We start from the raw sequence: 13907 nt of genomic DNA, 5'->3' as shown, positions 1-13907 counted from the left end.
ATCAGAACCGAGCCTTATAGCCGACCGTCACCCGGCGGCCTTCCGCCTGATAGTAGAAGAAGCCCACACCTTGGTCAGCAACGCTCACATATTTCTCGTCCAACAGGTTGGATGCGGCGACGAACAGCTCGCCCTTGCCCAGCTGGTAACGAATGCTCGCATCCATCAGGAACGTAGACTCCGTATTGACGAAACCGGCCGCTTGCTCGGCGGCGGTATAATAATCCGCCGCACCATAATAGGTACCCTGCAGCGACAGGCTCAGCGGCTCAATCGGGCGATAGCTCGCCGACCCGGTGAGCCTGAACGGCGCGACGGTGTCGGTGCTGTATTCAATGAAGCGTCCCAGACCCTCGTCGAAGATCTTGCCGCGCTGCCAGGTAACGACGGCGGCAAGGTCGAGCTGATTGCTGACCTGCCAGTCGGCGCTGCCCTCGAAGCCCCAGAAGCGCTGGCGCGCCCGCAGCGGAACGAGGGGACAGAGCGTTTCGCCGGCACAGCTCTGGTCCTCCTGTAGCAGCGACGCCCGGTCCGAAGTCGACCGGAAGCCTGCGACCTCGAAGCGCAGCCCTCCCGTTCGGCCGCGAATGCCAAGCTCGAACTGGTCGGAGGTGGCCGGTTCTGGAGTAATGAGCGACGGATCGGATTGACCGCGGGCCGCGCGCCCGAGCTGCGCGATTTCCGCGCCCTGGCTGAAGCCGCCATAGAGCTGGACGGCATCGGTCACATCGAACACCGCCCCCAGATTATAGAGCGCAAGATCGCTCTTGCCCAAATCGCCCGGCGTCGCGGAACCGGGAATTGCCGGGTCGAAGTCGCGGTCTCCGATCTCGCCGCGATACCATTCCTGTCTTGCGCCGCCGACCAGGCGCAAACGACCGAAGTCGAGTTCGATCTGCCCGAACAATGCATAGGTGTTGAAGATCACCTCTGGCGAGACATAACCGAAGATCGCGTCGCCCGCTGCCGGATCGATAGCGGGGCGATAATAGCTGTTGTAGGTGTAGTCGAAGCCGTAGCTGCCGACGAATTCGACCGCGCCGAGGTTCGCCTTCTTGACCAGCGTAGAACGGAAGCCGAAGCGGTCATGATAGGAATCGGACGCGAAGAAGTCGTTGCCGAAGGTGAGATCGAAGAAGTTGTCGCGCTGCCGATAGAGTTGGTCCTGATAATAGCCGCTGACGGACAGGCTGTGGCCCAGCACATCGGGATGATCGTAGAACAAGGCGACCGTGGTCGAGCGCATCACGCCCTCGTCGAGCTGCGGATGGCTGTCGACCGGGATGACGGGTGCGAAATTGCCGATGTCCTGAGTGCCGTCGGCAGAATACTGTTGCCCCTTGTCCTCGCGATACCAGGTGCCCGTCACGCGCAGTTCGCCACCTGCCAGATCGACGCCCAGCGAGCCATTGAATGCCACACTTTCATATTCGCGCCCGGGTACAAGTCCGCCATTGGGCGTGCGCTCCACGCCGCCATCGGTATAGGCGGCGCCTACATAATAGTCCCAGCCGTCGAGCTTCTGCCCCACGCCGCCGTAGAGATCGGTCGTGAACGTGTCATCGAGCTTTGAGGTGTTGAAGCTGGTCTGCGCCACCACATCGACCTCAAGCTGGCGGCCCTTGGCGCGACGGGTGATGAAATTGATGACGCCGCCCGGAGAGCCCGCGCCGTAGAGCGCCGTACCGCCGCGCAGCACTTCGACCCGCTCGATCGCGAATGGGCTGAGCTGGTACATCTGGTCGCAGGTGCTCTGCCGGATGTTCTCGTTGACCGGAATACCGTTGACCTGGATCGACGTCTGACGGCCGCGGATATTGGGAGAACAATTGCTGCGGGATTCGCGCTGCGGCGCGAGGCCGGGGATCGCGAACTCCAGCGCGCGCATGACGTTTGTGTTGAAATCGAGCTGCTGGGACAACTCCTCCTCGCCGACCACCGACACCGAGGTGGCGAGATCGACAAGGGCCGTACCGCTGCGCGTGGCGGTGACGATGATCTCATCGCGGTCCGAAGATTCGGCTGCCTGGGCTCCCGCGATCGGCGCAGCCACGGACAAGGCAATCAAAGACGCTGAACGGCAAAATCTCATATGTTCCCCCTGTTCGATTCACCGGCCCACTAGGCTCTGATCGTAGCTAATGCAAGTTATTCGCATTAGAGGGGGTCGCAGAGAACTCACGATCAATCAGCTGTCCATGATCCTTGGTCGCTGCAAAGCAGATGGTAAGGCTTTTCAGGGTCAGCTGGCTTATTCCGCGCATCGTTGAAGCCATCATTCTGGGCGTGCAGCCACGGGGCGGCCCAAGAAGCAGATCGACGCATACACGACGCAGGCTCAATACAAGGTCGCCTTCTCGGCGCGGCTAGGTCACCGACTCATTATGGCGCAACCCGATACGACAAACGCGACGACAAAGTCCTCGCATCCGTCCAACTCGCCTCAATCAGGGTCTGGTTGCGCCATAATGAGTCGGTGACTAGAGGTCGGACTCGGCCACGAGCGGCAAGGAAAGCGTGAAGGTGGTGCCCGCGCCAATCGCGCTGTCGCACGTTATGAGGCCGCCATGGCGCGCCGCCACCGCCTGGACAAAGGCGAGCCCCAGACCGGAGCCGCGTGTGTATCTGCCGGCGGGACCGCGCCGGAAACGCTCGAACAGCGTCGCCAGCAGCTCCGGGGCCATGCCTTCACCCTGGTCGCTGATCAGGCAGTTGGCGACGGGAATGCCGCCGGCTCTCCCTGGCAGCACCGAGCATTTCAGATGGCCGCGATCCGGGCTGAATTTTACGCCGTTATCGACAAGATTGATCAGCGCCCGGGTCAGCAGGGATCGCTCGCCCAGGACAGGTACGCTCCGGTCCGTGCCGATCAGTTCGACCGACAAGCCCTTCTCGCCGATTTGCGGCCAGAGCTCGTCGACCGCTTCGATGAGCAGATCGGCCAGATTGAGCGGCACCGGCTCGTAGTTCAACGTCTCCGCCCGCGCGAGATGCACCATGCCGTCGGCAAGGGCTAGTGTCCGCCGGGCGTACCGCTCGATCCGCTGTGCCAGACCGGCGGCGATGTCGTCCGCCTTCGCGCTCGACGTGAGAGCCAGGATCGAGGCCTGCGGCGAGCGCATGTCATGTGTCAGGTAGTGGAGCATGTCGTCGCGTTGCCGCTGCGCCATACGAATCGCGCTGACGTCGCTCATGCGCAAGATCCAGCCGGCCGCGCGACCTTTATCGTCGCGATGCTCGCTGAGCCAGATGTCGAACACCCGCCCGTCGGGCGCCAACGCTTCGTGGCGCCCGCCCGCGCCGGGCGGCGGCCAGCGAAGCGCGCCGCCGTCGCCGATGGGCTGAAGCCACTGCAGCAGAGCGACGAGGCGGCCCTCTTCGTTTGGCGAGGCAGCGTGGAGCAGGTTCTGCGCGTAGCGATTTGCGAGTGCGATCGAGCCCTCCCTGTCGACGACGAAAACGGCGTCGGGAAGCTGATCCATGCTGTCGGCAACAAACCGCCGCATCGTGCGCAGCTTCGATACCGCATCGCCCAGCAGCATTGCCTCACGCGTCACCGGGTCGGTTGAAGCATTCGGGCGGGCCAGCGAGGGCAGCAGTTCGGGCTCGCCGCGCAGTCGCTCAAGCTCATGCACCATGTAGCTGTTTACGCCCACCAGGCGCCGCCATCCCCAAAGAGGATAAACCAGAACCAGCCCCACAAGCGCCGGCGTCGGCGGGATCCATGTCGCGAAGAAGTGGAACGCGCCTGCGCTGAAAGCAGTCACAAGCGCGATCAGCCCGCCCAGCACAAGCATGGTGGTGCGCGGACCGAACCTGCGCAGCGCCAGCAGCAGCAGCCAGAGCGGCATCAGCGCCGCAAGCGCGCGAACGGCAAGGCTGCTTTCGGTCGTGAATGTCCCCCGCAGGAGGCCGTCAAGCAAGTTGGCCTGGATCTCGACTCCCGACATGCCTCCGTCGATACCACTGAGCGGCACCGCGTAATGATCTCCGAGGCCCGACGCCGTCGCGCCCACCATGACGATCCGGTCGCGCAGCAATTCGGGTGGAAGCTCGCCTCGCAGCACGGCATCCGCACCAATGGCGGGAAAATGCCCCGCAGGACCGGCGAAAGGCAGCAGGACGGCGCCTGCAGATTCGGTCGCCTCGGGTGCCTTCGAATGCGGATCGACGTATCGCGATACGAGTTCCATCAGATGAGGCCAACGCCTGTCCCCGTCCGCTTCGAACAGCCTGGCCCTCCGGATCACGCCGTCCGGATCGGGCAGCAGGTTGACGTGGCCCAGACCGGTCGCTGCGCGCCGGATCGGCGGCACCGGCAGCATCGGTTCCAGTCGGGCTCCCTCCTGGTCCGGGGCGGCCAGGACGATGGGAAGAAATACGGGACCGGCCCGGCTGATTGCCTGGCCGAGCTGGGCGTCACCGGGGCCGGGCTCGACGAACAGCACATCGTAGGCGATCGCGCGGGGGTGGCCGCTGGCTATCCGATCGAGCAGTCGGGCATGCGCCTCACGAGGCCAGGGCCAACGGCCGATCTCTCTCAGGCTGCGATCGTCGATAACGACAAGCAGGATGCGAGGGTCCGGCGCGTGCACTTCCAGTTGCAGCAGTGCGTCATAGGCGAGGTCGTCCAGTCGCTCGGTCGCGCGGGTGTGGACCAGCGCAAGTACGAAGACGCTGGAGAGCAAGGCAACGAGCCACCACTCGGTGGCCAGGCGGCGCAGCCGGATCGCGAGCTTCATTCGTCGCGCGAGATCGTCAGCCGCTCGATGGGCGACCATTTCGAAAAGGCGCCGCCATCCGCGAACTGGATCGACATCACGCGCCAGTAGTAGGTACCCGGCGGCAGATCGGTTATAACGAAGCGGTCGGCGACGAGGCCGACCTCGTCGACCATGGGCGCGGCGTCGGGCCGATCCTTCATGAGCTGGAACCGATACCGGCGAGTGCCAGAGCCCTCCACGATCCAGCGGAAAAGATACTCGCGGTAGCGCCCGGCCCGTCGCCGCTCGAGCGCGGTTTCGATGCGTTGCAATCGGCGCTCGAAGCCGTAGGTGGCGGGCAGGCCCTCGATTCCGGCGTCGCCGATCGCGGTTGTCCGGACGAACCAGGTGCCATCGGGAATCGAGGGCAGCGTGATGCTCTCTCCCGGCGTGGTTGCTTCCGAGATCACGTCCAGAAAACCGGCGTCGCTCGCCACCTGCACGCGATAGGCAGCGGCATCGCGGAGGGGAGTGACCTCGAAGGCCAGCTCGGATTCGTCCTGAACGCGGCCGGGCCGTTGCAGGGCTGGCGACGGGAGGAGCGCGATGGCATCGGCCGTGCCGCTCGCCGTGGCTACCGTGCCGAAACCCGCCGCCACGGTGAGGGCCTTCTGTTCCGCTCCCTCGACAGCCACCGAGACCCGGCCTTCAAGCACTTCAGTCGCCGCGCGGGCAGCTTCCTCGTCATAGCGCGCACGGAATTCCGTTCCGCGCACCGCCGACACGGCGACGGGTGTCGAAACGCGAAAACTGTCATCATCATTTGCGGCGGGCGTGACGATCGCCCGCGCTCGCCCGCGCTCAAGCGCGAAAAGGCGTTCGATCCCGCCGGTCAGCAGAATTCGGCGCAGCCGGCGCACGCCCACCTGGCTTTGCGAAGGCAGCGAGACGACGGAACTGTCCGGCAGGCGCAGCGAGACAAATGCGTTGTTGGCCGTGACGATTTGGTCGCCTTCCCGCACCGTGCTGCCCGCCTTGACGGCGCGGACCTGACCGCCGCTCCGGATCGCCACCGGGCCGCGATGCGCGATCACGGTGGCGGTGAGCGGCTCAAAGCGCAGCAGGGCGCGGGGAATTCGCAGAACGCGCCCGACGGGTAGCCGGTAGGGATCGCTTACGTGGTTCAGGCGCTGCACGCGGACATAGTCCTCGATGCGGGTGAAATAGCGGCGGGCCAGGGTGTAGAGATTGTCGCCGGCCCGCGTGGTGTAAAGCACCGGATCGGTGGGAACTGCGGCCGGGGCAGCGCGCGGGGATGCAGCGGCACCGATTGACGGCAGCAACAGCAGCGCCGCGACTGCGGCTACCATCCCCTTGAGAATCATGCGGTTTGCTCGGTCATCGCCTCCAGCCGGTATCCGTGGGCATAGACGGGGACAAGCCTGAAACCGCTGCTCGCCCGCAGACCCAGTTTCGTCCGCACCTTCGAGATGTGGGCGTCGAGGGTCCGTGTCTGCAGATCGGGGTTGGCGCCCCACAGCGCCTCGAAGATATAGGAGCGCGACAGGCTGCGGTTGAGGTTGCGGAACAGCATCAGCGCAAGCGCAAATTCCCTGGCGGTGAGCTGCACCGGCTCGGTTTCCACGACAACGGTCTGCGTTCGCGTGTCGAAAAGGTAGTCGCCGAAACGCTCCGGCTCGGCCGGGTTCGGCTGCGGATAGACCCGCCGGCACAGGGCGTCGATACGTGCCAGCAGCGCGGCCGGTTGGATCGGTTTCACGACGTATTCGTCGGCGCCCGCTCTCAGGGCGGTGACGATGTCCTCCTCGGCAGTCCGGCTGGTCAGCACGACAATCAGGGGATTGCGCGTGGCACTTTGCCGCGACCAGCGGATCACATCGAGGCCCGAAACGTCCGGAATGTTCCAGTCAAGCAGGAGCAGGTCCACCGTCTCGCGGGAGAGAAAGCCGATCAGCTTTTGTCCATTGTCGAACACGAAACAGTTGTGGCCGGCCGTTGCCAACAGTGTGTGGAGTTGATCCGCCAGCGCCGAATCGTCCTCGAGAATGCCGACTCGCATCGTTTGTCTGTCTGTCTTCTAAATTGGAACACTGCGCACGCCATTCCGAATCGGCCGAAAAAACGCAGCGCGAATAGGAGCTTGGCGAGGGGGCCATAGCAGGATTGTCCCGTTTGGGGGCGCTACGATGCCCGGAATTCACATTTTTTTACAATTCCGGACCGGATTGCCCCTGACGGCCACCCATTTAATCTGGAGCGGCTGTTGCATCATGAATGAAGATTCCACCATTTCGGAGTGTACCAAAGAAAAATCCCTGCATAGGTTGTAGAAGAATCGCTAAAAGTAATGGTTAATTATTGGGAGAAATTCATTAATCTTTGGATTATGTTAGCCGGATGTCGGCGTCAGCAAAGCGTCATAATTTATTGATTATAGACATTTAACAATTCGCCCGTTGACGGAGTCCGCGTTGCCTCCATAAAGATGCGCTTCGAACGAAATGACTGATCTCCAACGGAATTTCGTTTTGATACATACGGGGGCATCCACAATGAGTATTTCGCTCAACCGACCTTGCGCGTCTTCCCTGAACTGCGACGCAAATCGCGCCGGCAAGATCGCCACTATTCTTGCGCTCGTCTTGGCCTTGCCGGCGCAGGCCGCCGCCGCGGAGGCTGCGCCGGCCGCGGCGGGGAAGGCGTCCGAGGCGAAGCCCGATCTGTTTGCGCAGCAGGCCGGCCAGCTTCGGGCAAATGCCTGCGCGGGCCTTTACTCCGCGCTCGGCAACGGCGCTGTGGCGGGCTCGACCTACACGCTGAGAACCGAAGCCGATCCCGCCGCGCCCGACGCTCATACGGTACAGGGGACGGTGGGGATGACCTATAATCTCCCCGACGCGAAGGGTCAGGCCGCCGCCCTCGTTTCCGCCGCCCCCGTGGGCAACAGATGCGAAGGCCAGTTCGTCCGCGTCGTGCCTTTCCAGACTGGCTGTAGCCAGGTTCTCCGTGACTTCCCTGAGGGAAGCAGGCCGATCGGCAACCTTTCCGGCGTCCCGCTCTATCAGCTGGGCGGCAACGGCGGGCAGGTGCTGACGATCCCGAGCGGCGAAACCTGCGTGGTTATCTCGATCGTTCAGGGCCAGCAGCAACTGTAGCCCCGGGGCGGGTCGGTCCCTCCTCCCCCCTCCAACTGGCCCGACCCGCTTCCAAACCCACCAGATCACAATCGACAAACGCGCCCGAAGCGCAGGGAAGACCTGTGCCTTCGTTCCGCGCGCCCTCCAAGCTTGCATCAGGAGAGTACATCGTGAGGAACTTTAAGATCGTCGCGAACAGGCCCCGCCATGCCGCCTTCATCGGCAGCTGGACCGCAGGAGCGGAGGGCGCAAGCTGGTCTCAGCGCCGCCGCCTGATGGCCGTGCTGCGCATGGCGCACCGGGTACTTGGGATGAAAAGAGACAGGCTGGGCGTTGGAACGCTCGGAACCGGTGGCTCCGTATCGTCTTCGGACATTTCGAGTGCTGCTTCGGCGGCGACGCAGGGCCCCGGTTCTTTGAGCGCAGAGAAGGCGCTGCTCTATGCCGGCGCCCTCTCGATGCTGCTGGCCTCGGCCAGTTCGAGGAGCGTGATCGGCGGACTGATCGCCGCCGCCGCCTTCGGCGTCGCCTCGCCGGCCTTTGCGCAATATCAGGCGGGCGGCGGTTCGGCGACGGCTCCCAACTCCATCGCCATCGGCATCGCGTCGGCATCCGGATCAGGCTCGATTGCCGAGGGCGTCAACGCCAATGCCAGCGCCACCAACGCCATCGGGATCGGCGTAGGGGCGACCGCATCGGAGGTCAACTCGATCTATCTCGGCGCGCGCACGGTGCCCGGCACGGGCGCCACGGGAGCCGGAGCTATCGCAATCGGCACGGACGTAGAAGCAAGCGACTCATGGGCCATCGCGATCGGGCTTCAGAGCGCAGCCTCAGGCCCGGGCGCTGTAGCACTGGGCCGCCTCAGCATAGCGTCAGACAGTGCCGCCACCGCCGTTGGCAACCGCGCCCAGGCGACGGGGAACAGCGCGACCGCACTCGGTGCGCAGGCCTTGGCCATTGGTGCAAGCACCGTTGCCGTGGGCCAGGGTGCCGGCGCCGGATCTACCACGGGCAATGCCAGCTCCGTTGCGGTTGGCATTGCTGCCGGCACGCTCGTTCAAGGCGCGCAGAATACGGCAATGGGCGGCGGCATCGCCAGCGTGATGCGAGGCGCCGGTTCCGGCGTTACGGGGACGCGCAATATCGCCCTCGGGACCGGCGATGGCACCGTTGCCTACGATGCTAGCCTGTCGGCCTCCGCAGGCAGCCTGGTTACGGGCAGCGACAATGTCGCGATCGGAACCAATGCAGGCATCGGCGTCGCTGCCAACGGGACAACATCGATCGGCCACAATGCTAAAGCCAGCCAGACCAACGGCACTGCCATTGGCTTTGGAGCAACAGCCACCGGCGTGAACGCCATCTATCTGGGCGGACGCACCGGCGCCGGAACGGGTGCTCTCGCCGAGAGCGCCATCGCCATCGGCACGGACGTGACGGCAAACGTGGCCGACGCCACCGCGATCGGACGCCAAAGCGTGGCATCGGCCCAGTTCGCCGTTGCGATCGGAGTGAATTCCCGTGCGTCGGGCATAAGCTCATCAACGCTCGGCCCCAACGCAGACGCTTCGGGCAACTTCGCGCTGGCACTGGGCAATGCTGCTGTGTCGAGCGCAATTGGCTCGGTCGCAATTGGCTCGGGTGCCCAGGGTACAGCCGATGCCGCCGTAGCGCTCGGCAATGGCACCCGTGCGACCCTCGCGCGCTCGACCGCGCTGGGGGTTAGCGCATTGGCAAGCGGGGCGAGCGCGCTGGCCATGGGCGACACCGCGAACGCGAGCGCCCAGAATGCGATCGCCGCCGGCACGAATGCGGTCGCCAATTCCGCGGACTCGGTCGCCATCGGCACCAACACGACCGCCACCGGCGGCAAGGCCGTGGCAATCGGCGCCGGCAACGTCGCCAATGGCGACGGCGCAGTCGCGATCGGCGATCCCAGCACCGCGACCGGTGACGGCGCCATCGCGCAGGGCAAGGACAATACCGCCACCGGCGACGGCTCGGTGGCGCTGGGTAACACCAACATGGTCGGCGGCGGCGGGCAGGCGATCAGCACGCCCGGCACGGCGGCGCAGGGCGCAGTCGGCATCGGTTACCAGAATACCGTGATCGGCCAGGGCTCGGTTGCGATCGGCAATACCAGCAGCGCGCTGGCGGCCGGCGCCGTGGCCTTTGGTGACACCGCTGTCGCCAACAATGCGGGCGACGTGGCGCTGGGCTCTGGCAGCACGACCGACGTCGCTGTTGCCACCACCGGAACGACGATCAACGGCACGGCCTATGCCTTCGCGGGTACCGCGCCCACCTCGACGGTGAGCGTGGGCGCTCTCGGCACGGAGCGCACGATCACCAACGTGGCGGCCGGCCGCATCGGCGCCGGCTCCACCGATGCGATCAACGGATCGCAGCTCTTCGCGACCAACCAGGCGGTGGAAACGATTGGGCAGGGCTGGTCGATCACCGCCGAAGGGGCCAACGCGACCAATGTCGGGGTCGACAGCGCGACCGGCAACAGCCTCGATCTCAACAATGGCGACGGCAACATCGTCGTTGCGAAGAGCACCACCAGCAATGACGTGGCCTTCGACCTTGCCGACGATATCACGGTCAACAGCCTCACGGCGGGCGGCACGCTGCTGAACACTGGCGGTCTCACCATCGCCGGCGGGCCGAGCGTGACGACGACGGGCATTGATGCCGGGAGCATGGTGATCGCCAATGTCGCGCCGGGCGTGGCGGGCACCGATGCGGTGAACGTCGATCAGCTCACCACCGCTACCTCCGGCCTGACCACCACGGGAATGGATTTTACCGGCAACGACGCGACCGCAGGCGTGGTGCATCGCAATCTCGGCCAGACGCTGGCGATCCGGGGCGCCGCCACAACCGCCGGCACATATTCGGGCGGCAATATCAGGACCGTCACCGATCCCATCACTGGCGCGATCAACATCGAGATGGCCGATGCGCCGACTTTCGGCACTGTCACCGTCAACGATGGTGGCTCGGGCAAGATCACCGGCGTCGCAGCCGGCGACGTGACGGCAACCTCCACCGAAGCGGTCAACGGCTCGCAGCTCAATGCCGTGCAGCAGGTGGCGAGCGCCGGGTGGAACATCAGCGCCCAGGGCTCCAATGCGACCAACGTAGCGCCGGGAGAGACCATCGACCTGAGCAACGTCGACGGCAACATCACCGTGTCGAAGAGCCTGGCGAGCGACGACGTCACCTTCGAGCTTGCCGACGACATCACGGTCAACAGCGTGACGGCGGGCGGCACCGTGGTAGATACCACCGGCCTTACCATCGCAGGCGGCCCGAGCGTCACCACTGGTGGCATCGACGCCGGCAACATGGTCATTACGAACGTGGCGCCGGGTGCGGTCAACGGCACGTCGACCGACGCGATCAACGGCTCGCAGCTCTTCGCCACCAACCAGCAGGTGACGCAGAATACCACCGACATCGCCAGTCTGGATGGCCGCGTGACGACGGTCGAGGGCGACCTCACGAACCTTGAAAGCACTGTCACCAACATCAACAACGGCGCGGGCATCAAATACTTCCACGCCAACTCGACGCTGGCCGATTCCCAGGCTCTGGGAACGGATTCGGTCGCGATCGGTCCGAATGCGGTTGCCAACAATGCAGGCGATGTGGCGCTCGGCAATGGTTCGGCCACCAGCGCGGCCGTAGCCACCACCGGCACGACGATTGGCGGTACAGTCTATGCTTTCGCGGGCACGGCGCCGACCTCCACGGTCAGCGTGGGCGCGGCAGGTTCCGAGCGGACCATCACCAACGTAGCGGCCGGCCGCCTTGATGCGACCTCGACCGACGCGATCAACGGCTCGCAGCTCTTCGCCACCAATACGCAGGTGACGCAGAACACCACCGACATCGCCAGTCTCGATGGCCGCGTGACGACGGTCGAGGGCGATCTCACCAACGTCGGCGATACGATCACCAATATCGCCGGTGACACTTCCGACGCCTATACCGACGCGAATGGCGACGGCATCCGCTATGCTCGCACCAATGAGGCGGGGCTTCCCGAAACCGATGCGTTCGCGCAAGGCATCGGCTCGACGGCACTTGGTTATCAGGCAATGGCAAGCGCCGACAGCGCGGTGGCACTGGGCCGGGGAGCGCAGGCCAGCGTCGATGGCTCGCTGGCATTGGGCGCCGGTTCGGTCGCCGATCGGGCACTCGCCCCGGCCAGCGGGACCATACCGGCGGGGACGGGGTTCGTGCCTTTCAATACGAGCGATGCCACGTTGCTCGGGTCGGTATCGGTCGGCGATGCAACCACCGGCTCCTACCGCCAGATCACCAATGTCGCGGACGGCACCCAGGCTCAGGATGCCGTGACGGTCAGGCAGTTGCAGGGCGCGATCAGTTCGGTCACCGCCACCGGCACCAAGTATTTCCACGCCAACTCCAGCGCCGGCGATTCCCTTGCCGTCGGGCAGGAATCGGTGGCGGTCGGCCCGACCACGGTGGTCAATGGCGACAACGGCATCGGCATCGGCAACGGCGCGATCGTCGACCAGACCGCGCCGGGCGGTACTGCCATCGGACAAGGCGCCCATGTCTCGCAGGCCGACGGCATCGCTTTGGGCACGAGCTCGACCGCGGACGGCATCCAGTCGATTGCGATCGGCGCCGGCGCCAATGCCAGCTTCTCGGGCAGTGTCGCGCTGGGCGCCGGGGCAACGACGAGCGTGGGCTCGCGGACCGGCTACACCGGGTACGGCCTTGCCGCGCCGCAGAATTCGGCAGGCGAGGTCTCGGTCGGTTCGGCTGGCGCCGAGCGGCAGATCACCAACCTCGCCGCCGGCTCCGCGCCGACCGACGCCGTCAACGTCAGCCAGCTGAACCAGGTCGCGCAGAATACCGCGAGCGGGCTGGGCGGCGGCGCCTCCTACGACCCGACGACCGGCGCCTACACCGGGCCGACGTACAATGTGGGCGGAAACACCTACGACAACGTAGGCGATGCCCTGGGCGCGCAGGACACGCAGATCACCGGCCTCGACAATCGGGTGACCACGATCGAGGGCAGCGTAGCCAATGTCGACGGGCGCGTCACCGCGGTAGAGAACAACGTCACCAATCTCGGCAACAGCACGGCCGCCGGCCTGGGCGGCGGATCGACTTATGACCCGGCGACCGGGACGGTTACGACCGCGCTGAATGTCGGCGGCAACACCTATAACAGCGTCAACGAAGCGCTGACGGCGGTCAACCAGACGGCGGGTGCCGGCTGGAACGTCCAGGCGAACGGCGGCCCCGCGACGAACGTACCGTCGAATGGCACGCTCAATGTGACGGCCGGCACCAACACGGTGGTGACGCTGAACGGCAATCAGCTGCAGATCGCGATGGCGGACAATCCGACGTTCACTGGCGTGGTGAATGCCGGCGGCGGCCTCGCCGTTGGAGAGAACACGACGGTCAACATGGGCGGCAATGTCGTGCAGAATGTCGGCGCTGGCGCGGTGACGGCGGGATCGACCGATGCGGTCAACGGCTCGCAGCTTTACGAGGTGCAGCAGGTGGCCGCCAACTCGATCCAGTATGACAACGCCAGCCGCACTTCGGTGACGCTCAATCCGGGCGGCGACGCCGCGGTCCTGCACAATGTCGCGGCAGGCGTCGCGCCGACCGACGCGGTCAACGTCGCTCAGCTCAACAGCGGCATCGACAGCGCGGTCTCGAGGGCGAATGCCTATACCGACACGCGCCTCGCGGGCATCGAATTCGACCTGGGTAACGCGCGGCGAGACTCCTTTGCCGGCACGGCGGGCGCCCTTGCGGCGGCCGGTATGCCTCAGGCGTTCGAGCCCGGCCGCGGCATGGTCGCGTTCGGAGCGGGCACCTATCGTGGGCAATCCGCCTTCGCGGTCGGCGTCTCGCGGGTGATGGACGACGGCAAGACCATCATCAAGCTCGGCGCCACTTATGACACCCGGGAGCATGCCGGCGCCAATGCCGGTGTCGGCTTCCAGTTCTGACCCAATCAAGCCACCACAGCATCAGG

At 65.2% G+C, this 13907-nt stretch carries 6 protein-coding genes; 2 read left to right on the top strand and 4 right to left on the bottom strand.

All coding sequences use genetic code 11. From position 1 onward, the window contains the following. Position 1: 1 nt before the first annotated feature. From IEX32_RS02625 to IEX32_RS02610, 4 genes are all read right to left on the bottom strand, one after another. Positions 2-2053 carry a TonB-dependent receptor gene (locus IEX32_RS02625; protein WP_188768083.1) on the bottom strand — a complete coding sequence of 684 codons (2052 nt, stop codon included), beginning with the start codon at positions 2051-2053 and terminating at the stop codon, positions 2-4. Between the two features lie 427 nt (positions 2054-2480). After that, a complete protein-coding gene (locus IEX32_RS02620) occupies positions 2481-4742 on the bottom strand; it encodes a CHASE2 domain-containing protein (protein WP_188768075.1) in 2262 nt (753 codons plus the stop codon). After that, the gene (locus tag IEX32_RS02615) at positions 4739-6088 is read right to left on the bottom strand and encodes a FecR domain-containing protein (protein ID WP_229735820.1); all 1350 of its coding nucleotides are present in this window, start codon (positions 6086-6088) and stop codon (positions 4739-4741) included. The genes IEX32_RS02620 and IEX32_RS02615 overlap by 4 nt, the downstream gene beginning before the upstream one ends. Then, a complete protein-coding gene (locus IEX32_RS02610) occupies positions 6085-6783 on the bottom strand; it encodes a response regulator transcription factor (RefSeq protein ID WP_188768073.1) in 699 nt (232 codons plus the stop codon). Before IEX32_RS02610 ends, IEX32_RS02615 begins: the two co-directional genes overlap by 4 nt. Before the next feature lie 493 nt (positions 6784-7276). Here IEX32_RS02610 and IEX32_RS02605 point away from each other — a divergent pair, with 493 nt between their 5' ends. After that, positions 7277-7879, top strand: coding sequence for a hypothetical protein (locus tag IEX32_RS02605; RefSeq protein ID WP_188768071.1), 603 nt, complete (start codon positions 7277-7279; stop codon positions 7877-7879). 152 nt (positions 7880-8031) lie between these two features. After that, positions 8032-13881, top strand: coding sequence for a YadA-like family protein (locus tag IEX32_RS02600; RefSeq protein ID WP_229735818.1), 5850 nt, complete (start codon positions 8032-8034; stop codon positions 13879-13881). The last annotated feature ends 26 nt before the right edge of the window (positions 13882-13907 follow it).

The organism is Novosphingobium endophyticum (genome assembly GCF_014640675.1).
GTDB lineage: Bacteria > Pseudomonadota > Alphaproteobacteria > Sphingomonadales > Sphingomonadaceae > Novosphingobium > Novosphingobium endophyticum.
The sequence above is the reverse complement of the archived record's forward strand: the minus strand, read 5'-3'. Positions and strand labels throughout refer to the sequence as shown.